15 protein-coding genes are annotated in these 19,533 nt (G+C 66.7%); 14 read left to right on the top strand and 1 reads right to left on the bottom strand.

Going from position 1 to position 19,533, the window contains the following annotated elements:
- Nucleotides 1-284 precede the first annotated feature (284 nt).
- The 4 genes from ACV22W_RS03400 to ACV22W_RS03385 all read left to right on the top strand — a co-directional run bounded on the left by ACV22W_RS03400 (nt 285) and on the right by ACV22W_RS03385 (nt 4,458).
- Nucleotides 285-707, top strand: a complete 423-nt coding sequence (locus ACV22W_RS03400; protein ID WP_059466550.1) for a rubrerythrin family protein — start codon at nt 285-287, stop codon at nt 705-707.
- 123 nt (nt 708-830) lie between these two features.
- Nucleotides 831-2,168, top strand: a complete 1,338-nt coding sequence (locus ACV22W_RS03395; RefSeq protein WP_448017711.1) for a heterodisulfide reductase-related iron-sulfur binding cluster — start codon at nt 831-833, stop codon at nt 2,166-2,168.
- 44 nt (nt 2,169-2,212) lie between these two features.
- Complete coding sequence (locus ACV22W_RS03390; RefSeq protein WP_448017709.1) at nt 2,213-2,794, top strand: DUF3501 family protein; 582 nt, start codon at nt 2,213-2,215, stop codon at nt 2,792-2,794.
- 722 nt (nt 2,795-3,516) lie between these two features.
- Nucleotides 3,517-4,458: a transposase gene (locus ACV22W_RS03385; protein ID WP_448017708.1), complete on the top strand. Its 942-nt coding sequence runs from the start codon at nt 3,517-3,519 to the stop codon at nt 4,456-4,458.
- 121 nt (nt 4,459-4,579) lie between these two features.
- Here the strand turns inward: ACV22W_RS03385 and ACV22W_RS03380 are convergent, their stop codons facing one another.
- Entirely contained in the window at nt 4,580-6,106 is a 1,527-nt protein-coding gene (locus ACV22W_RS03380; RefSeq protein WP_448017706.1) for a mannose-1-phosphate guanylyltransferase/mannose-6-phosphate isomerase, read from the bottom strand.
- Nucleotides 6,107-6,532: 426 nt separating this feature from the next.
- Here ACV22W_RS03380 and ACV22W_RS03375 point away from each other — a divergent pair, with 426 nt between their 5' ends.
- The 10 genes from ACV22W_RS03375 to ACV22W_RS03330 all read left to right on the top strand — a co-directional run bounded on the left by ACV22W_RS03375 (nt 6,533) and on the right by ACV22W_RS03330 (nt 19,435).
- On the top strand, nt 6,533-7,906 hold the full coding sequence (locus ACV22W_RS03375; protein ID WP_059532388.1) for an undecaprenyl-phosphate glucose phosphotransferase: 1,374 nt from the start codon (nt 6,533-6,535) through the stop codon (nt 7,904-7,906).
- Between the two features lie 71 nt (nt 7,907-7,977).
- Nucleotides 7,978-9,393 carry a UDP-glucose dehydrogenase family protein gene (locus ACV22W_RS03370; protein WP_448017704.1) on the top strand — a complete coding sequence of 472 codons (1,416 nt, stop codon included), beginning with the start codon at nt 7,978-7,980 and terminating at the stop codon, nt 9,391-9,393.
- 40 nt (nt 9,394-9,433) lie between these two features.
- Nucleotides 9,434-9,877 carry a low molecular weight protein-tyrosine-phosphatase gene (locus tag ACV22W_RS03365; RefSeq protein ID WP_059531598.1) on the top strand — a complete coding sequence of 148 codons (444 nt, stop codon included), beginning with the start codon at nt 9,434-9,436 and terminating at the stop codon, nt 9,875-9,877.
- Nucleotides 9,871-11,049 (top strand): polysaccharide biosynthesis/export family protein, encoded by a 1,179-nt coding sequence (locus tag ACV22W_RS03360; RefSeq protein ID WP_124621109.1) that lies wholly within the window; start codon nt 9,871-9,873, stop codon nt 11,047-11,049. The genes ACV22W_RS03365 and ACV22W_RS03360 overlap by 7 nt, the downstream gene beginning before the upstream one ends.
- A 50-nt stretch (nt 11,050-11,099) precedes the next feature.
- The gene (locus ACV22W_RS03355; protein ID WP_448017702.1) at nt 11,100-13,325 is read left to right on the top strand and encodes a polysaccharide biosynthesis tyrosine autokinase; all 2,226 of its coding nucleotides are present in this window, start codon (nt 11,100-11,102) and stop codon (nt 13,323-13,325) included.
- 62 nt (nt 13,326-13,387) lie between these two features.
- On the top strand, nt 13,388-14,347 hold the full coding sequence (locus tag ACV22W_RS03350) for a glycosyltransferase family 2 protein (RefSeq protein WP_448017700.1): 960 nt from the start codon (nt 13,388-13,390) through the stop codon (nt 14,345-14,347).
- A 127-nt stretch (nt 14,348-14,474) separates the two neighbouring features.
- The gene (locus tag ACV22W_RS03345; RefSeq protein ID WP_448017699.1) at nt 14,475-15,611 is read left to right on the top strand and encodes a glycosyltransferase family 4 protein; all 1,137 of its coding nucleotides are present in this window, start codon (nt 14,475-14,477) and stop codon (nt 15,609-15,611) included.
- Between the two features lie 10 nt (nt 15,612-15,621).
- The gene (locus tag ACV22W_RS03340) at nt 15,622-17,088 is read left to right on the top strand and encodes an O-antigen ligase family protein (protein WP_448017698.1); all 1,467 of its coding nucleotides are present in this window, start codon (nt 15,622-15,624) and stop codon (nt 17,086-17,088) included.
- On the top strand, nt 17,085-18,269 hold the full coding sequence (locus tag ACV22W_RS03335) for a glycosyltransferase family 4 protein (RefSeq protein WP_448017697.1): 1,185 nt from the start codon (nt 17,085-17,087) through the stop codon (nt 18,267-18,269). The genes ACV22W_RS03340 and ACV22W_RS03335 overlap by 4 nt, the downstream gene beginning before the upstream one ends.
- The gene (locus tag ACV22W_RS03330) at nt 18,269-19,435 is read left to right on the top strand and encodes a glycosyltransferase family 4 protein (protein ID WP_448017696.1); all 1,167 of its coding nucleotides are present in this window, start codon (nt 18,269-18,271) and stop codon (nt 19,433-19,435) included. Before ACV22W_RS03335 ends, ACV22W_RS03330 begins: the two co-directional genes overlap by 1 nt.
- Nucleotides 19,436-19,533 lie beyond the last annotated feature (98 nt).

The raw sequence follows: 19,533 nt of genomic DNA, 5'->3' as shown, positions 1-19,533 counted from the left end.
GTGCGAGTGCCCCGGGCGTCGCGCCGGAAGCCTGAAGCCCGAAGCCGAATCCCGAGCGAAACGCCGACCCATCCGGCGACGCGACCCATCCCGTTCCCGCCGTCAACTGTCCCTCATTCCCGCCAGCCGCTATCGCGCGGATTGAAAAAGCCTATTGGGGGATGCGAACGCCAGCGCCTAGATTAAAAGGCACGAAGCGTGCGCGTCCGGCCTGCGCTTCGTTCCCCACATACATCATCGGCCCGGCTTCGCACGCGGCCGCGCCGACTCGAACGGAGGCGCAAATGGCTCAACTCAAGGGCAGCAAGACCGAAGAGAATCTGAAGGCCGCATTCGCGGGCGAATCGCAAGCGAACCGGCGCTATCTGTATTTCGCTTCGAAGGCCGACGTCGAAGGCCAGAACGACGTCGCCGCGCTGTTCCGCTCGACTGCCGAAGGCGAAACGGGCCACGCGCACGGCCACCTCGAATACCTCGAAGCAGTCGGTGATCCGGCGACAGGGCTGCCGTTCGGCTCGTCGCGACTGAACCTCGAATCGGCGATCGCCGGCGAGACGCACGAATACACCGACATGTATCCGGGCATGGCGAAGACGGCGCGCGACGAAGGCTTCGACGAAATCGCGAACTGGTTCGAGACGCTTGCGAAGGCTGAACGCAGCCACGCAAACCGCTATACGAAGGCGCTCGACGCACTCGTCGACTGACGCGGTTCCGGCAGCAAGGCAGCACGGTTCGGCCGGACATCGTGCGGCCGACCGTGCGTTGATCGCTGCCCGCACCACGCGGGCGGCGGGTCCGCGCGCATGCGCGCCACGCTGGAGCGCCCCATGCCACACAAGGAAGGCAGTCTCGAAGCCCCGACGCGGCATCCGCTCGACTGGCAGTCCGAAGCGTTCTACGACCAGGCCGCGATCGATGCGGAAATGACGCGCGTGTTCGACATCTGCGCCGGATGCCGGCGCTGCGTGTCGTTGTGCGGCGCGTTTCCCACGCTGTTCGATCTCGTCGACGACACGCCGATGGGCGACATCGAGGAAGTGCCGAAGGACGCGTTCGGCAAGGTCGTCGACCAGTGCTACCTGTGCGACCTCTGCTACATGACGAAATGTCCGTACGTGCCGCCGCACGCGTGGAATGTCGACTTCCCGCACCTCATGCTGCGCGGCAAGGCAGCGCGCTACAAGCGCGGGGAGGCACCGCTGCGCGACAAGGTGCTGTCGAACACCGACGCGCTCGGCCATTTCGCGGGCATTCCGATCGTCACGCAGACGGTGAACGCGGTGAATCGCACGCCGCCCGCGCGCCACGCGCTCGAAGCGGCGCTCGGCGTCGATCGCAACGCGTGGCTGCCGGAGTTCGCGCCGCGCAAGTTTCGGCGTGCCGCGAAGCGCTCGGACGGCCCGCCGGTACATGACGGTGAACGCACGCCCGGCAAGGTCGCGATCTACGCGACGTGCTACGTGAACTTCAACGAACCGGGCATCGGCCATGACCTGCTCGCGATCCTCGCGCACAACGAGATCCCGTACGAACTCGTCACGCGCGAAGCGTGCTGCGGGATGCCGCTCCTCGAGCAGGGCAACCTCGAGGGCGTCGCCGCGAAGAAGGCCGTCAACATTCCGGTGCTGGAGCGTTATGCACGCGAAGGTTATGCGCTGATCGGCGCGATCCCGAGCTGCGTGCTGATGTACAAGAGCGAACTGCCGCTGATGTTTCCCGGCGACGACGCCGTGCGCGCGGTGGCCGATGCGTTCTGGGATCCGTTCGAATACGTGATCGCGCGGCATCGTGACGGTTTGCTGAAGACCGATTTCAGGCAGGGCCTCGGCACCGTGTCGTATCACGTGCCGTGCCACGCTCGCGTGCAGAACATCGGCCGCAAGACGGCCGACACGCTGTCGCTCGTGCCCGATACGCGCGTGAACGTCGTCGAGCGCTGCTCGGGGCATGCGGGCACGTTCGGCGTGAAGAAGGCCTTCCATGCGGACGCGATGCGGATCGGTGCGCCGGTGTTCAAGGCGATGGCCGAGCCGAAGCCGGATGTCGTGTCGTCGGACTGCGCGCTCGCCGGGCATCACATCGCGCAGGGCATCGACGAGAAAGGGTTGCCCGCCGCGCCGCTGGCGCATCCGCTGACGCTGCTGCGCCGCGCATACGGCATCTGAACCGGCCACTCCACGAAGACATCGACGCTATCCAAGGACACGCCATGACGCTGACCCGCGACTCGCTGCTGACGCTCGAAGCGTACGCGAAGATCCGCAAGACCGAACACGCGCGGCTCGTCGCGTACAAGCGCCGCCGCGCGGTGGCGCTCGGCAACCATCTGCGCTTCCTGTTCGAGGACGAGACCACGATCCGCTACCAGATCCAGGAAATGCTGCACATCGAGAAGATCTTCGACGAGGCCGGCATCGAAGGCGAACTGGAAGCCTATCTGCCACTCGTGCCCGACGGCACCAACCTGAAGGCGACGCTGCAGATCGAATACGAGCACGAGGCCGAACGGCGGGCGGCGCTCGCGCGACTGATCGGCGTCGAGGATCGCGTGTACCTGCGGGTCGACGGGCACCCTGACGTCTATGCGATCGCCGACGAGGATCTCGACCGCGACAACGCGGAGAAGACATCGGCCGTGCATTTCGTGCGCTTCGAACTGGACCGGCTGATGCGGGCGGCGCTCAAGGGCGGCGCGGCGCTGTCGATCGGCTGCGATCACCCGGCCTATACGGTGCCGCCGCAGCGCGTGGACGCGGACGTCGCCGCGTCGCTGGCCGGCGATCTGCGCTGACGCGCGCGGCCCGGCGCCGCTTTCCGTATCCCGCGGATTCGCCATCGTTCCGACCCGTAACGCGGCACCCGATCGTCGCGCCCGCCGCCGTTGGCTGTCTGCCACGCCGAGATGTAACAGGCCCGTCGGCACTTGCATGCCGGGAAACGATGTGCATCGACCTTACGCCGCTTTCATTACTCGCGGAGAAACAATAAAAAGATTGTGCACGGGGAAAATTCAGACCAATGGAGTTTGAACGATTTTACCGATCAGTGAATAATTTGTTACGAATTTTTCCCTGATTTACCGATTTTAGGCGGTAATTCCCGGGAGGGTTGCCGGCAAGGGTCGGAACAAGGCGGGAGGCCTGCCAGGTGGACCCCGCAAAGCCCCGCCAGATGGGGCTTTCCAGCGCCTCGCATAACGATCGCGTAAAAAAATTCAAGCGTAAATCGATTGCGCATCCATGGCAGGTTGTTTCAGTGCGTAACATTAAGTCATTGTCATATTGAGATAAACCCTGAGGATGGTATGCTTCGTGCACAAAAATTCCCACATTGGAGTGAGACCGTAGTCTGTGCGCCATTGCCGTGAATGGCGGCACCGTGAAAGTGCGGTGTCGCACCGGCATGCACAACGATCGGATAACCATAATGTGCAACCGGGCCGCCCCGTGACGCGATGCGTGACGGCGGCGCCGACAATCGCAGCCCCGGCCTGGCTGCGTGGAGAAATCGACTATGTTCTTCGATGAGCTTAACGATGAAGAGTGGCTTCGACTTTCAACGCTGATCGCCGATGAACCCATTCGGCTGAACCGTCGAGGCCGTCCGCGAGCCGAACCGCGCGTCGTCGCCAACGCGGTTCTCTGGATCCTGACGACCGGTGAGGCGTGGTCCAAACTGCCCGGGCGTTATCCGTCCGGGCCGACGTGCCGCCGCCGCTACGAGGAGTGGCTTGCGAACGGCACGCTGCTGCAGATGATCGACGTGCTGACCCAGTTCAGCGGGCGTACGTTCGCGTACGTGCCGCCGCCGCCGGTGCCGGCCGCACCGGCATGTCGTGCGGAGCCCGTGCCTGACAACGACCGTCTGCGCGGCGTGTTCTGGCAGAACCCCGAGTCGTGGCAACTACCGGTCGCGCAGGCAAACGTTTGGGACGGCGAGGGCGCTTCGCTGAGCGCGATGCCGAACGGCACCGCCGACGCGTCGCCCGGTGCGTCGTTCGCGGTGCCGGGCGCACCGCCCTCGGGGCTGCGTCACGGGCGGCCGTCCGCCGCGAGCTTCGCTGCGGCCGAGCCCCAAGTCGACGAATACCGAGGCTATACGATCTGCGGCAGCGCGCAGCCGGTGCAGAACCTGATGTACCGCGCGTGGGCCGAGATCACGCAGGACGACCGGCGCGTCGAGCGCTCGGGCCTGATCGGCCCACGCTTCACCGATGCGGAGGAAGCGGAGCAGTACGCGCTCGACTGGGCGCGTCAGTGGATCGATCGCCATGGGGCGAGCGACGAACCGGTGCGTGCGCCGCAAAGCGAGGTGCTGGCCGGCCTGTCCGCGCTGGCGCGTGCCGAGTCGGACATCAAGCGCTTCATCGCCGAGCGCCGAGCCGGCGCGTTGTCCGAAGGCCGCAACGACCCGGTGCAGTCGGACCGCCGAGAATACGCGTATCGCGTAGGTTGATCGTTCTCCGAAAGAAAACGCGCGGGTCGCCGTCCATCACGGCGCCCGCGCGTTTTTTTGTGTTCGTCATGCCCCTGATGTCGGGCGCACCGTCGAGACGGCGCGCCCGGCAGGCATTGCGTCACTGGCGTCCGTAGGTATCGTCGAAGCGGACGATGTCATCCTCGCCGAGATATGCGCCCGATTGCACTTCGATCAATTCGAGCGGCATCTTGCCCGGGTTCTCGAGACGATGCGACACGCCGAGTGGGATATACGTCGATTCGTTTTCGGACAGCAGGAAGGTTTCGTCGCCGCGCGTGATGCGTGCGGTGCCGCGCACGACGATCCAGTGTTCGGCGCGGTGGTGGTGCATCTGCAGCGACAGTCGTGCGCCCGGCTTCACGACGATGCGTTTCACCTGGAAGCGCTCGCCCATGTCGACCGAGTCGTAATGGCCCCACGGGCGATGGACCTTGCGGTGATCTGTCGCTTCCGCGCCGCGTTCGGCCTTGATGCGCCCGACGATCTTCTTCACGTCCTGCACGCGGGATTTGTCGGCGACGAGCACGGCGTCGGGCGTTTCGACGACGACGAGATTCTGCGTGCCGACACACGCGACGAGCCGGCTTTCCGAATGTGCGAAAGTCGATTCGGCGTTTTCGAACAGCACGCGGCCGCGGCCGACGTTATCGGCTTCGTCCTTCGGCAGGATCTGCCAGATGGCGTCCCACGAGCCGACGTCCGACCAACCCGCATCGAGCGGCACGACGACGCTTTCGCACAGCTGCGGCAGGTTCACGAGCCGCTCCATCACCGCGTAGTCGATCGAATTCGACGGCGACGCGGCGAACGCGTCGCGATCGACGCGGAAGAAGTCGCCGTCTTCCTTGCCACGCGCGACGGCCTGCTCGCAGGCTGCGAGGATCTCGGGTTCGAGCTGGCGGATCGCGTTCAGCCACACCGACGCGCGCACGATGAAGATCCCGCTGTTCCACCAGTATTCGCCGGATGCCACGTACTGCTGCGCGAGTTCGAAATGCGGCTTCTCGACGAAGCGGTCGAGACGGCGCACGTCGAGGTTGCCGGTGGCGGCATCGCCGAGCGGCGCGCCGACGCGGATGTAGCCGTAGCCCGTTTCGGCGCGGCCCGGCACGATGCCCATCGTCGCGATCTTGCCCTGGGCCGCGCAGTGCACGCCGGCCGCGACGGCCGCGTGAAAGCGCGGCTGGTCGGCCACCGCGTGGTCGGCCGGCATCACGGTCATCACGGCATCGTTGCCGCCGGCGACGATCCGCAGCGCGGCGAGCGTCAGCGCGGGCGCGGTGTCGCGGCCGAGCGGCTCGAGCATGATCGATGCACGCTTGCCGGTCAGGCGCAGTTGTTCGGCGGTCGTGAAGCGGTGATCCTCGCCGCACACGATCAGCACGTCGTCGTTCAGCGGATGACCGGTCGCGAGGCCGTCGAGCCGCAGCGCGGTGGATTGCAGCAGCGAATGATCGCCGAGCAGGCCGATCAGCTGTTTCGGATAGTGTTCGCGCGACATCGGCCACAGACGCGTGCCCGAACCGCCGGCAAGGATCACCGGCTGCACCGCGACACGCGTCGCGGCGTCGGTTGCGGCGGTAGAAGAAGGGCGCGTATCGGCTGCCACGGCCGGAGCATTCATGATGACACTCTCCTCGATTGAAGTCAGTGCCTGTTTGTAGCATGAAGTAAATCGACAATAAAACCGGGCGATTTGCGCGATATTCGGCGTGCACGTGTCAGGGAAATTTTTCCTCGGTAGCACGCGATGCAAATAAAAAAATAAAAAATAATTCGGTGAATCTGGCTGGAGCCCCATCCCGCAAAGGGTTTGCGGCGGACGTAAAGTTCTCGAAAAAATCCCGGTTCACGACCGATTCGGGAAAACGTGCCGATTTAATTCGGGAATGTCGCGGCAAGATTTTCCGATTATTTTTCGAAATACTTGAGCGCTTGAGGCGCGATTTTCTTGTCGCTTCAATAGCGTCATGCAACGTTTGAATCGAAAGTGCGGCACGGGCTGCACGAGGAGCTGTTCGGCAAACGCCTGTTCAAAGAGGAAGCGGACATGTTGAGCGTGCTGGCGAGAGTCATCGATATCGCGATGGTCGTGTTGGGGGCGTTGATCGCCGCCGCGCTGCACGGCGGCAGCATCTGGCTCAACGACCTGCAGCGCACGACGGTGCTGTTCGACTGCCTGCTGGTCGTCGTGTTCTTTCCGGCCATCGGCATTTACCAGTCGTGGCGCGGCAAGCGTCTCGTCGGGCTGGTGGGGCGCGTCGCGTTCGCGTGGCTGGTGGTCGAGCTCGCGGGCATCCTGATGAGCTTCAGCTTCCACCAGTCGGGTGACCTGTCGCGACTGTGGCTCGGTTACTGGGCGCTCGTGACCATGGCGCTGCTTGCCGGCTCCAAGGCTTGCGTGCACGTCGTGCTCCGGCAACTGCGTCGCGGCGGCTACAACCTGAAGGCGGTGGCGATCGTCGGCGGCACGCCGGCGGCGCGGCGGCTGATCGCACAGATGCGGGCGCGTCCGGAAGCGGGCTTCAACCCGGTGTGCGTGTACGACGAAAGCGAAGTGCCGGGCGAAGTCGCGCTCGACGACGTGCGCATCGAGCGGCAGTTCGAATCGCTGGTTTGGCTGGTGCGCAGCCGCGCGATCAGCGAGCTGTGGCTCACGCTGCCGATCACGGAGGAGCGCCGGATTCACCAGATCGTGACGGTGTTCCGCCACGATTTCGTGAATATCCGTTTCATTCCGGACGTGCGTACGCTGTCGTTCTTCAACCAGGAAGTGGTCGAGGTGCTCGGCGTGCCGGCGATCAACCTCGCGGCGTCGCCGATCACCGACGTGCGGATCCTGCCGAAGTTCGTGTTCGACCGGCTGTTCGCGCTGGCGGCGCTCACGGCGCTCGCGCCGGCGATGGTGCTGATCGCGTGCCTGATCAAGCTCACGTCGCGCGGGCCGGTGTTCTTCCGCCAGAAGCGCAAGGGCATCGACGGCCACGAGTTCGAGATCTACAAGTTCCGCTCGATGAAGGTGCATCAGGAAGTCGCCGGACAGGTCACGCAGGCGACCAAGAACGACTCGCGCGTGACGCCGGTCGGCCGCTTCCTGCGCCGCACGAGCCTCGACGAACTGCCGCAGTTCATCAACGTGCTGAAGGGCGAGATGTCGGTCGTCGGCCCGCGGCCCCATGCGCTCGCGCACGACGACATCTACAAGGATCTGGTGAAGGGCTACATGTTCCGCTACCGGATCAAGCCGGGCATCACCGGCTGGGCGCAGATCAACGGCTTTCGCGGCGAGACCGACCAGATCGAGAAGATGATGGGACGCGTGAAGCTCGATCTGTACTACATGCAGAACTGGTCGTTCTGGCTCGACATCAAGATCGTCGTACTGACGCTCTGGAAAGGCTTCACCGGCAGCAACGCGTACTGACGCGGTTTCATCCCGCGCAGACACTCCGGTTTCACGAATTTCGAATCATTGGTCACGAGGTCCGACACATCATGAATCTGACTATCATCGGCAGCGGTTACGTAGGTCTTGTCACCGGCGCCTGTCTCGCCGACATCGGGCACGACGTGTTCTGTCTCGACGTCGATCAGGCGAAGATCGACGTCCTGAACAACGGCGGCGTGCCGATCCACGAGCCGGGCCTCAAGGAAGTCATCGCGCGCAACCGCGCGGCCGGCCGCCTGCGCTTCTCGACCGACATCGAGGCGGCGGTCGCGCACGGCGACGTGCAGTTCATCGCGGTCGGCACGCCGCCCGACGAAGACGGCTCGGCCGACCTGCAATACGTGCTCGCGGCGGCGCGCAACATAGGCCGCTACATGAAGGGCTTCAAGGTGATCGTCGACAAGTCGACGGTGCCGGTCGGCACGGCCGAGCGCGTGCGCGCGGCGGTGGCCGAGGAACTCTCGAAGCGCGGCGGCGACACCCCGATGTTCTCGGTCGTGTCGAATCCGGAATTCCTGAAGGAAGGCGCCGCGGTCGACGATTTCACGCGGCCGGACCGCATCGTGATCGGCTGCGACGACGACGTGCCGGGCGAGCGCGCGCGCGAGCTGATGAAGAAGCTCTACGCGCCGTTCAACCGCAACCACGAACGCACGCTGTACATGGACGTGCGCTCGGCCGAATTCACGAAATACGCGGCCAACGCGATGCTCGCGACGCGCATCTCGTTCATGAACGAGCTCGCGAACCTGGCCGACCGCTTCGGCGCCGACATCGAGGCCGTGCGCCGCGGGATCGGTTCCGATCCGCGCATCGGCTATCACTTCCTGTATGCGGGTTGCGGCTACGGCGGCTCGTGCTTCCCGAAGGACGTCGAGGCGCTGATCCGCACCGCCGACGAGCACGGCCAGTCGCTGCAGATCCTGAAGGCCGTGTCGTCGGTCAACGCGACGCAAAAGCGCGTGCTCGCCGACAAGATCGTCGCGCGTTTCGGCGAGGACCTGACGGGCCGCACGTTCGCGATCTGGGGTCTCGCGTTCAAGCCGAACACCGACGACATGCGCGAGGCACCGAGCCGCGAGCTGATCGCCGAGCTGCTGTCGCGCGGCGCGCGCATCGCGGCGTACGACCCGGTCGCGCAGCAGGAGGCGCGCCGCGTGCTCGCGCTCGATCTCGCCGATCACCCGAGCTGGCTCGAGCGCCTCACCTTCGTCGACGACGAGGCGCAGGCCGCGCGCGATGCCGACGCGCTCGTGATCGTCACCGAATGGAAGGCGTTCAAGAGCCCGGATTTCGTCGCGCTCGGCCGTCAATGGAAATCGCCGGTGATCTTCGACGGCCGCAACCTGTACGAGCCGGAAACGATGAGCGAGCAGGGCATCGAATACCACCCGATCGGCCGCCCCGGCTCGCGCCAGGCCGTCGCCGCCCGCGTGCCGGGCGCCGCGCGCGCGAACGCGTGACCTGCGCGTCGCCGCTACCCGTAACCCGAATCGAGACGCCATGTTCCGGAACATCCTGATCGTCTGTCACGCGAACGTCTGCCGCAGCCCGGCGGCGGAACTGCTGTTCAAGTCGCATGCGGCGTCGCGTGGCGGCCCGCGCGTGACGTTCCACTCCGCCGGCGTGCGTGCGAACGACGGCGACGGTATCGATCCGGTGATGCGGCAACTGCTCGCCGAGCGCGGCGTCGATGCGACGACGCACCGGTCGCGGCGGCTGTCGCGCCGGATCGTGCGCGACGCCGACCTGATTCTCGTCAGCGAGCGCGAACAGATCAAGGCCGTCGAATCGGTCGATCCGTTCGCGCGCGGCAAGGTCCACCTGCTGGGCAAGTGGGAGGACGCCGAGATCGCGGATCCGCATGGCGGCCCCGAGGCCGACTATCGCGAGAGCTACTCATTGATCGAACGTCTGGTTCAAGGATGGCTGCAAAAACTATGCTGAAACGTCCCATGCGCCCGCTGGCGCTCGCCGTCGCGATGACGACATTCCTGTCGGCCTGCGCGACCGCGCCCGGCAACTATCTCGACTCGTCGAACCTGAAGGACGAAGGCCGGCAAGGCCAGGCCGAAACCTATCCGGTTCATTACATCGACGCGAAGCTGGTGATGGATCAGCTGCAGAAGCAGCAGGTCGAACACCCGCTGCCGCCGGGCCGTTACACCGATCCGTCGCAGTACGTTTACCGCATCGGCCCGCAGGACATTCTCGGCGTCACGGTCTGGGATCACCCCGAGCTGACGACGCCGCAGGGCCAGTCGTTCTCGAGCGGCGGCAACACGACGCAGACGATCGCGGGCGCGCTGCAGCAACCGTATTCGTCGTCGCTGCCGGGCCAGGCCGACCCGTACGGCCAGACCGTGGCCGCCGACGGCACGATCTTCTTCCCGTTCGTCGGCCGCATCCACGTGGCGGGCAAGACGATCGCGCAGACGCGCGACGAGCTGGCCACGCGCCTCGCGCGCTACGTGAAGAATCCGCAGCTCGATGTGCGCGTGCTGTCGTTCCGCAGCCAGAAGGTGCAGGTGACGGGCGAAGTGAAGACGCCGGGCCCGCTCGCGATGAGCGACGTGCCGCTGACGCTGGTCGACGCGATCTCGCGCTCGGGCGGCTCGACCGCCGAGGCCGACCTGCAGCGCGTGCGCCTGACGCGCGACGGCAAGCTGTACACGCTCGACGCGAACGGCGTGCTCGACCGCGGCGAAGTGAAGCAGAACGTGATGCTGCAGCAGGGCGACATCGTCAACGTGCCGGACCGCAGCGACAGCCGCGTATTCATCATGGGCGAGGTCAAGACGCCGGTCACGGTGCCGATGCTCAAGGGCAGGCTGACCATCGCCGACGCGCTGACGGCCGGTGGCGGCATCCTCGACACCGATGCGAACCCGCGCAAGATCTACGTGATGCGCGGGATGCGTGACAACCCGACGAAGCCGGAAGTGTTCCGTCTCGACATGACGCAGCCGGATGCGCTGATGCTGTCGAGCCGCTTCCCGCTCCAGCCGCTCGACGTCGTCTACGTCAGCACGGCCAGCTCGGTGCAGTTCAACCGTGTGCTGCAGCAAGTGCTGCCGACGATCCAGACGATCTTCTACATGCGGCAAATCACGCGCTGATAGCCCGCCGGGGCGGCGCCTCCGCCCCGGCACCACTCAAGCGGGAACGAATGGTGAACACGCAAGCAAAACACGCCTACGCGGATCTGACCGCGAAAACCGAGGAAGAGGACGTCGTCCTCGGCCAGTTGCTCCAGGTGCTGATGGACGACATCTGGCTGCTGCTCGGCATCGCGGTGACCGTCATCGCGCTCGCGGGCCTCTACTGCTACATCGCGAAACCGGTGTATCAGGCCGACGTGCACGTGCGGGTCGAGAGCAACGACAACACGTCGCAGGCGCTCACGCAGACGCAGACGGGTGCGACGATCAACAGCGGCCCGCAGCAGGCGCAGACCGACGCGGAAATCGAGATCATCAAGAGCCGCGGCGTCGTCACGCCGGTCGTCGAGCAGTTCAAGCTGAACTTCTCGGTCGTGCCGAAGACGATTCCGCTGCTCGGCAGCCTGGCCGCGCGCGTCGCGACGCCGGGCGAGCCGTCGCGCGCGTGGTTCGGCCTGCGGTCGTACGCCTGGGGCGGCGAAGTCGCCGACGTCGACACGATCAACGTCGAGCCCGCGCTCGAAGGCAAGAAGATGACGCTGACGGCCGGCCCGAACGGCACGTATACGCTGGTCGGACCGAACGGCAGCCGCCTGCTGTCGGGCCGTGTCGGCGAATCGGAGCAGGGTGGCGGCGTGACGCTGCTCGTGCAGAAGCTGGTCGCGCGTCCGGGCACGCAGTTCACGGTGGTGCGCTACAACGATCTCGACGCGATCACCGGCTTCCAGTCGGGCATCCAGGTGTCCGAGCAGGGCAAGCAGACGGGCGTCGTGCAGATCTCGCTCGAAGGCAAGGACCCGGACCAGACCGCCGCGATCGCGAACGCGCTCGCGCAGTCGTACCTGAACCAGCACGTGATCGCGAAGCAGGCCGAAGCGACCAAGATGCTCGACTTCCTGAAGGGCGAGGAACCGCGCCTGAAGTCCGACCTGGAGCGCGCGGAAGCTGCGCTGACGCAGTATCAGCGCACGTCCGGCTCGATCAACGCGAGCGACGAGGCGAAGGTCTACCTCGAAGGCAGCGTGCAGTACGAGCAGCAGATCGCGGCCCAGCGCCTGCAGCTCGCATCGCTCGCGCAGCGCTTCACCGATTCGCACCCGATGGTGATCGCCGCGAAGCAGCAGCTCGCGGAGCTGCAGGGCGAGAAGGACAAGTTCAGCAACCGCTTCCGCAGCCTGCCGGCGACCGAAGTGAAGGCCGTCCAGCTCCAGCGCGACGCGAAGGTCGCCGAGGACATCTACGTGCTGCTGTTGAACCGCGTGCAGGAACTGTCGGTGCAGAAGGCCGGCACGGGCGGCAACATTCACCTCGTCGATTCGGCGCTGCGCCCGGGCGATCCGGTCAAGCCGAAGAAGGTGCTGATCCTGTCGGCCGCGGTGTTCCTCGGGCTGATTCTCGGCACCGGCATCGTGTTCCTGCGCCGCAACCTGTTCCAGGGCATCGAGGATCCGGATCGCGTGGAGCGCACGTTCAACCTGCCGCTGTACGGGCTGGTGCCGCAAAGCACCGAGCAGGTGAAGCTCGACGCCATGGCCGAGAAGGGCGGCGGCCGCGCGCGGCCGATCCTCGCGAGCCTGCGTCCGAAAGACCTGAGCGTCGAAAGCATGCGCAGCCTGCGCACCGCGATGCAGTTCGCGATGATGGACGCGAAGAATCGCGTGGTCGTGCTCACCGGCCCAACGCCGGGCATCGGCAAGAGCTTCCTGACGGTTAACCTCGCGGTGCTGCTCGCGCATTCGGGCAAGCGCGTGCTGCTGATCGACGCCGACATGCGCCGCGGCATGCTCGACCGCTACTTCGGCCTCACCGCGCAGCCGGGCCTGTCCGAATTGCTGAGCGATCAGTCGCCGCTCGAGGAGGCGATCCGCGAGACGCCGGTGCAGGGCCTGTCGTTCATCTCGGCCGGCACGCGCCCGCCGAACCCGTCGGAGCTGCTGATGTCGACGCGCCTGCCGCAATACCTCGAAGGGCTCGGCAAGCGCTACGACGTCGTGCTGATCGACTCGCCGCCGGTGCTGGCGGTGACCGACGCGACCATCATCGGCCGCATGGCCGGCGCGACCTTCATGGTGCTGCGCTCGGGCATGCATACCGAAGGCGAGATCGCCGACGCGATCAAGCGCCTGCGTACCGCGGGCGTCGATCTGGAAGGCGGAATCTTCAACGGCGTGCCGCCGAAGGCGCGCGGCTACGGCCGCGGCTATGCGGCCGTCCACGAATACCTGAGCGCCTGACGGCATTGCACGAAACCGGGCCGGCGTGCGCAGCGCCGGCCTGGCCGACTGGAGAACCCTCGATGAAAATTTCCGTGCTCGTTCCGACCTACAGGCGTCCCGCCGACCTCGCGCGCTGCCTGCTGGCGCTGCAGCGCCAGCAGCGGCTGCCCGACGAGGTGATCGTCGTCGCGCGCCCGGAGGACGATGCCACGCACGAGCGCCTCGCCGACCCGTCGGTCGGCGGCATGCTGCCGCTGCGGATCGTGCCGGTCGACGTGCCGGGGCAGGTCGCCGCGCTGAACAAGGGGCTCGACTCGGCGAACGGCGACGTCGTCGCGATCACCGACGACGACGCGGCGCCGCGCGCCGACTGGCTCGCGCGCGTCGAGGCCGTGTTCCTGGCCGACCCGCGCGTCGGTGCGGTCGGCGGCCGCGACTGGGTGCACGAGAAGGGCCGCGTGCTCGACGAGTCGCGCGAGCTCGTCGGCCAGCTCACGCTGTCCGGCAAGATCATCGGCAACCATCATCTGGGCGTCGGCGGCGCGCGCGAAGTCGACATGCTCAAGGGCGCGAACATGAGCTACCGCCGCGCCGCGATCGAACGTCTGCGCTTCGACACGCGGCTGCGCGGCGCGGGCGCGCAGGTGCACAACGACATGGGTTTCAGCATGCAGGTGCAGCGTGACGGCTGGACGCTCGTCTACGACCCGGCGATCGCGGTCGATCATTTTCCGGCCGAGCGTTTCGACGACGACCGGCGCGACGCCGCATCGCTCAATGCGATCAGTAATGGCGCTTACAACCTGCATTTGATCCTGCGCGAGCATCTGCCGCCGGTGCGGCGCGAGATCGCGTGGTGGTGGTGGACGCTGATCGGCACGCGCGTCTATCCGGGCTTCGCACATGTGCTGCTGTCGCTGCATACCGCGCGGCGCGACCGTGTGCGCGAGCACTGGCGCGCGGTGCGCCGCGGCGCACGCGATGCGCGCCGCGCCGACCTTGCCCCCCATCGTGCGGCGATGCCGCCGGTGACGTCTTGAACGGGCTGCGCGCACGACGCGCGGCCATCCCCGGAGGGCTTGAAATGGTACGACCCCAACGCTCACTTTGTTCGCTGTCCCCCGAGGGGACGGTCAGCCTCCTCGGGGCGGCCCGGCGGAGGCTGACATGAATTCCACGAAGGTTCACGTCCACCTGTTCTACGGCGCCGATCCGCGTACTTACCGGAAAGGCGAGAACATCGGCTGCCTGTACGGCTATCACCACGCGGAATCCGACGAATTCCGGCTGACCTATTCGCAGGACCGGCGCGAGAACCGCGTCGCGAGCCTCGCGCGCCGTGCGCTGAAGGCTGTGCTCGGCTTCGACGTCGTGCATGCGTGGCGCAATCGCGCCGCGTTGTTGGGCACCGACGTGATCTGGACGCATACCGAGCAGGAGCATCTTGCCGCCGCGCTGATCCTGAAGCTCGCCGGCGCACAGGGCAAGCGCCCGCTGCTGCTCGCGCAGAGCGTGTGGCTGTTCGACAAGTGGAACACGTTCGGCGCCCCGCGCCGCTGGCTGTACCGCAAGCTGCTCGCGCGCGCCGACGCGCTGACGACGCTCGCCCGCGACAACGCCGAGCTGTGCCGCCGCTTTCTCGGGCGCGAGGCCGAGTTCGTCTACTACGGGCTGAACACGCAGGACTTCCCGCCGACAGAGCCGCGGCAGTGGCAGCCGAACCGGCCGCTGCGGATCGCCGCGATCGGCAACGACCGCGATCGCGACTGGCGCACGTTTCTCGCCGCGTTCGGCGGCGACGAGCGCTACGACGTGCGGCTCGCGACGCGGCGACGCGTGCCGCGCGAGTGGCATGCACCGAACGTGAAGATCGGCTCGGCCTCGGGCCTCGCGAAGCAGCACGAGCTGTACGCGTGGGCCGACGTGATCGTCGTGCCGCTGCGGCCGAACTTCCACGCATCGGGCATCACCGTGATGCTCGAGGCGGCGGCGGTCGGCAAGCCGATGATCGTGTCCGACGTCGGCGGCCTCAGCGACTACTTCCCGCACGACACGGCCGCCTACGTGCCAGCGTTCGACGCGGCGGCGATGCGCCAGGCCGCCGATCGCTTCGTGGCCGATCCGGTCGCCGCGCTCGAATGCGCGCGTGCCGCGGCCGCTTGCCTGCGCGAGCGCGACCTGACCACGCAGGCGTTCGCGGAACAGCACGTGCGGATCACGCGCGACATGCTGCGCCGGCGTCGCACGCCGGCGGCGGCCGGTCTTGCGATGCCGCTCGCGGATTCGCGCCCGTCGTCGCGGTGAGAGCGGATCGATGAGTACGATTGCCGCCGAACGCGCACCGTCGCGCAGCCGCAGCCGGTTGCCCGAACCGAAGCACTGGGTCGGGCAGGCCGGGCTGTGGACGTTTACCGCCGCGCTGATCGCCATTCACCAGGGCAAGGTGCTGACGCTCGCGTTTCCGGTGCTGGCGATCGCGGTCGGCATCTGGCTGTATTTCAAGAGCCCGGCGCGCTACATCGGCTTCATGTGGTGGGTGTGGTTCCTGAGCCCCGAAGTTCGACGTCTCGCCGACTGGTCGAAGGGCGCATTCACGCCGACGAGCCTGATCCAGGTCGCGCCGCTCGCGGTGACGATGATCGCGGGGTTCGGGCTGCTCAGGCATTACCGCGTGCTTGCGCAGCGGCGCGGGATTCCCGTGCTGCTGATGCTGTTCGGGCTCACGTATGCGTATCTGGTCGGAATCGTGTCGAGCGGCGTGATGGCCGCGACCTACGACCTCGCGAACTGGGTGTACCCGGTGCTGATCGGCTTTCACATCATGGTCAACTCGCGCGACTATCCCGAGTACCGCGACGTGCTGTTGTCCACGTTCATGTGGGGCATGCTCGTGATGGGCGTGTACGGGGTCGTGCAGTACTTCGTGATGCCGCAGTGGGACGTGCTGTGGATGATCGGGTCGGACATGGGTTCGCAGGGCGAGCCGGTGCCGTACGGTGTCCGCGTCTTCAGCACGATGAACTCGTCGGGGCCGTTCGCGTTCGCGATCATGGGCGCGCTGGTATTCGTGTTCGCGGCGCCGCAGAAGGTCCGCTGGTTCGCGGGCGCCGCCGGCTTCGTGTCGTTCGCGCTGTGTCTCGTGCGCTCGACCTGGGGTGGCTGGGTGATCGCACTCGCGATCCAGCTCGTGCAGTCGAGCAACCGCGTGCGGATGCGGATCCTGATCAGCGGCGTCGTGCTGGTCGGGCTGTGCGTACCGCTGCTGACCGTCGGGCCGGTGGCAGACCGGCTCGGCGCGCGCCTGCAATCGATCACGAACCTGAAGGACGACCGCAGCTACGACGACCGCAACAAGTTCTACGCGACCTTCGCACAAACGGCGTTCACCGACGTCGCGGGCGAGGGGATGGGTGCCACCGGCGCGTCCACCAAGTTGTCGAGCGACAGCGGCGAGCTCGGCAAGTACGGCAGCTTCGACAGCGGTGTGATGAACGTGCCGTTCGTGCTCGGCTGGCCCGGCACGCTGCTGTACCTGTCGGGCGTCGTGATGCTGCTCGCCCGCACGCTTCGCGCGGCATTCAAGCTGCGCAAGGACAAGTTCGTCGGCGCATGCCTGAGCCTGTGCCTGTCGGTGTTCGCGATGCTCGTGTTCACGAACTCGCTGATCGGCACGGGCGGTCTGCTGTTGTTCACGGCCATTTTTTCAATACTATCCGCGGCGCACTGGCAAAAGGCACAGCGCCTGCTGGCCGCCGCGCGTTCACGGGGAGGCGACCATTGAGAATCGCGATCGTCACGCACGTCGTGCGACATAACGACGGGCAGGGCCGCGTCAATTACGAAATCGCGCGCGCGGCGCTGGCCGAAAACTACGAGGTCACGCTGGTCGCGTCGCATGTCGCGCCCGAGCTGCTGGCCGACCCGCGCGTGCGCTGGGTACCGGTGAAGGTCGGCGGCTTCTGGCCGTCGAATCTCGTCAAGCAGCAGGTGTTCGCGCTGAAGAGCGCGTGGTGGCTGCGCGCGCATCGCGGCGAGTACGACGTGCTGCACGTGAACGGTTTCATTTCGTGGATCAAGGCCGACGTGAATACCGCGCACTTCGTGCACGGCGGCTGGTTCAAGAGCCCGTATTACCCGTTCGGGTTGACGAAGGGGCTGTGGTCGGCCTACCAGTATGTCTACACGCGCGTGAATACGGCGCTCGAGCGCTGGGCGTACCGGCGTTCGCGCGCGATCACGGCCGTGTCGCAGAAGGTGGCCGACGAGATCGCCGGGCTCGGCATCGACAGCGGCAAGATCAGCGTGATCTACAACGGCGTCGACGGCAGCGCGTTCGCGGGCGCGCAGGCTGATCGCGCGGCGTTCAAGCTGCCGGACGACGCGTTCCTGCTGCTGTTCGTCGGCGACCTGCGCACGCCGCGCAAGAACCTCGGCACCGTGCTGAAGGCGCTGACGAAGCTGCCGGGGAACGTCCATCTCGCGGTGGCCGGTTATCTGCCCGGCAGCCCGTATCCGGACGAGGCGCGCGCGCTCGGCATCGATTCGCGCGTGCATTTCCTCGGTCTCGTGAAGAACATGCCGACGCTGATGCGCTCGGTCGACGCATACGTGTTTCCGTCGCGCTACGAAGCGATGAGCCTGTCGTTGCTCGAGGCGATGGCGGCCGGGCTCCCGGTCGTCACCGCGCGCACCGCCGGCGGCGCGGAAATCATCACGCGCGACTGCGGGATCGTGCTGGAGGACCCCGACGATCCGGCCGCGCTCGCGCAGGCGATCGGCTCTCTCGCGGCGTCGCGCGACACCTGTCGCGCGATGGGCGATGCGGCTCGCGAACTGATGACCCGTTTCGGCTGGGCCCACATGGGCGCCCAGTATGTCGCGCTCTACCGGCGCATCGGCCAACCCTCGCAGCCGTCCGCCTTCGAGCGGGTCGAGCATGCGGTTACGCAGGAGCAGTCGTAATGTCCCAATCTTCCCGGCCGATCAAATCGTTGCAGATCGGCATGCACTGGTTCCCCGAACGCGCAGGCGGCCTCGACCGGATGTATTACTCGCTCGTCGGCGCGCTGCCCGGCGCGGGCGTCGAGGTGCGCGGGCTCGTCGCCGGCTCGCCGAAGGTCGCCGACGACACGGGCGGTGCGATCCAGGGTTTCGGGCCCGCGTCGCAGCCGCTCGCGCGCCGCATGCTCGCCGCGCGCCGCGCGTTGCGCGACGAGATTCGCAGCGAGCGGCCGGACGTGATTTCGTCGCACTTCGCGCTGTACACGTTCCCCGGCCTCGACGTGACACGCGGGATTCCGCAGGTGTCGCATTTCCAGGGGCCGTGGGCCGACGAAAGCCAGGTCGAGGGCGCCGCGTCGCTCGGGCAGCGCGCGAAGCGCTATCTCGAACAGGCCGTCTATACGCGCTCGTCGCGCCTGATCGTGCTGTCGCAGGCGTTCGGCCAGATCCTGACGAATCGCTACGGCATCGATCCGTCGCGCGTGCGCGTGATTCCCGGCTGCGTCGATACCGCGCAGTTCGATACGCCGCTGACGCCGGCCGAGGCGCGGCACAAGCTGCAACTGCCGCAGGACCGGCCGATCGTGCTGGCCGTGCGCCGGCTCGTGCGGCGCATGGGGCTGGAAGACCTGATCGACGCGATCGGTCTCGTCAAGCACCGTCACCCGGACGTGCTGCTGCTGATCGCCGGCAAGGGCAAGATCGGCGAGGAACTGCAGCAGCGCATCGACGACGCGGGGCTGCAGGACAACGTGAAGCTGCTCGGCTTCGTGCCCGACAATCATCTCGCGGCGCTGTACCGCGCGGCGACGGTCAGCGTCGTGCCGACGGTCGCGCTCGAAGGCTTCGGGCTGATCACGGTCGAATCGCTGGCGTCCGGCACGCCGGTGCTGGTGACGCCGGTCGGCGGGCTGCCGGAGGCGGTGGCCGGGTTGTCCAACGATCTCGTGCTGCCGTCGACGGGCGCGGATGCGATCGCGGAAGGGCTCGGCGGCGCGCTGTCGGGCGCGATCGCGCTGCCGGACGAGGCCGCGTGCAAGCGCTACGCGCGCGACCATTTCGACAACGCGGTGATCGCGCGACGCGTCGCCGGCGTGTACGAGGAGGCGATCCGGGCGGCGGGGTAAGCGAACGCGGCACGCCGCCGCGACGGTCGGGCCGGCACATGCGCATGCGTCCGGTCCGCATGCCGGCCGCCCGATCCGGGCGAGCCGGTTTTTTCGTT

Source organism: Burkholderia sp. AW49-1, from assembly GCF_053427845.1.
The sequence above is the reverse complement of the archived record's forward strand: the minus strand, read 5'-3'. Positions and strand labels throughout refer to the sequence as shown.

Excerpts from the sequence above, each read along its gene's own strand:
- ACV22W_RS03385 (WP_448017708.1), top strand. The coding sequence starts at position 3,517 with ATGTTCTTCGATGAGCTTAACGATGAAGAGTGGCTTCGACTTTCAACG.
- ACV22W_RS03350 (WP_448017700.1), top strand. The coding sequence starts at position 13,388 with ATGAAAATTTCCGTGCTCGTTCCGACCTACAGGCGTCCCGCCGACCTC.
- ACV22W_RS03345 (WP_448017699.1), top strand. The coding sequence starts at position 14,475 with ATGAATTCCACGAAGGTTCACGTCCACCTGTTCTACGGCGCCGATCCG.
- ACV22W_RS03370 (WP_448017704.1), top strand. The coding sequence starts at position 7,978 with ATGAATCTGACTATCATCGGCAGCGGTTACGTAGGTCTTGTCACCGGC.
- ACV22W_RS03400 (WP_059466550.1), top strand. The coding sequence starts at position 285 with ATGGCTCAACTCAAGGGCAGCAAGACCGAAGAGAATCTGAAGGCCGCA.
- ACV22W_RS03360 (WP_124621109.1), top strand. The coding sequence starts at position 9,871 with ATGCTGAAACGTCCCATGCGCCCGCTGGCGCTCGCCGTCGCGATGACG.
- ACV22W_RS03330 (WP_448017696.1), top strand. The coding sequence starts at position 18,269 with ATGTCCCAATCTTCCCGGCCGATCAAATCGTTGCAGATCGGCATGCAC.
- ACV22W_RS03390 (WP_448017709.1), top strand. The coding sequence starts at position 2,213 with ATGACGCTGACCCGCGACTCGCTGCTGACGCTCGAAGCGTACGCGAAG.
- ACV22W_RS03340 (WP_448017698.1), top strand. The coding sequence starts at position 15,622 with ATGAGTACGATTGCCGCCGAACGCGCACCGTCGCGCAGCCGCAGCCGG.
- ACV22W_RS03375 (WP_059532388.1), top strand. The coding sequence starts at position 6,533 with ATGTTGAGCGTGCTGGCGAGAGTCATCGATATCGCGATGGTCGTGTTG.
- ACV22W_RS03380 (WP_448017706.1), bottom strand. The coding sequence starts at position 6,106 with ATGAATGCTCCGGCCGTGGCAGCCGATACGCGCCCTTCTTCTACCGCC.
- ACV22W_RS03365 (WP_059531598.1), top strand. The coding sequence starts at position 9,434 with ATGTTCCGGAACATCCTGATCGTCTGTCACGCGAACGTCTGCCGCAGC.
- ACV22W_RS03355 (WP_448017702.1), top strand. The coding sequence starts at position 11,100 with ATGGTGAACACGCAAGCAAAACACGCCTACGCGGATCTGACCGCGAAA.
- ACV22W_RS03395 (WP_448017711.1), top strand. The coding sequence starts at position 831 with ATGCCACACAAGGAAGGCAGTCTCGAAGCCCCGACGCGGCATCCGCTC.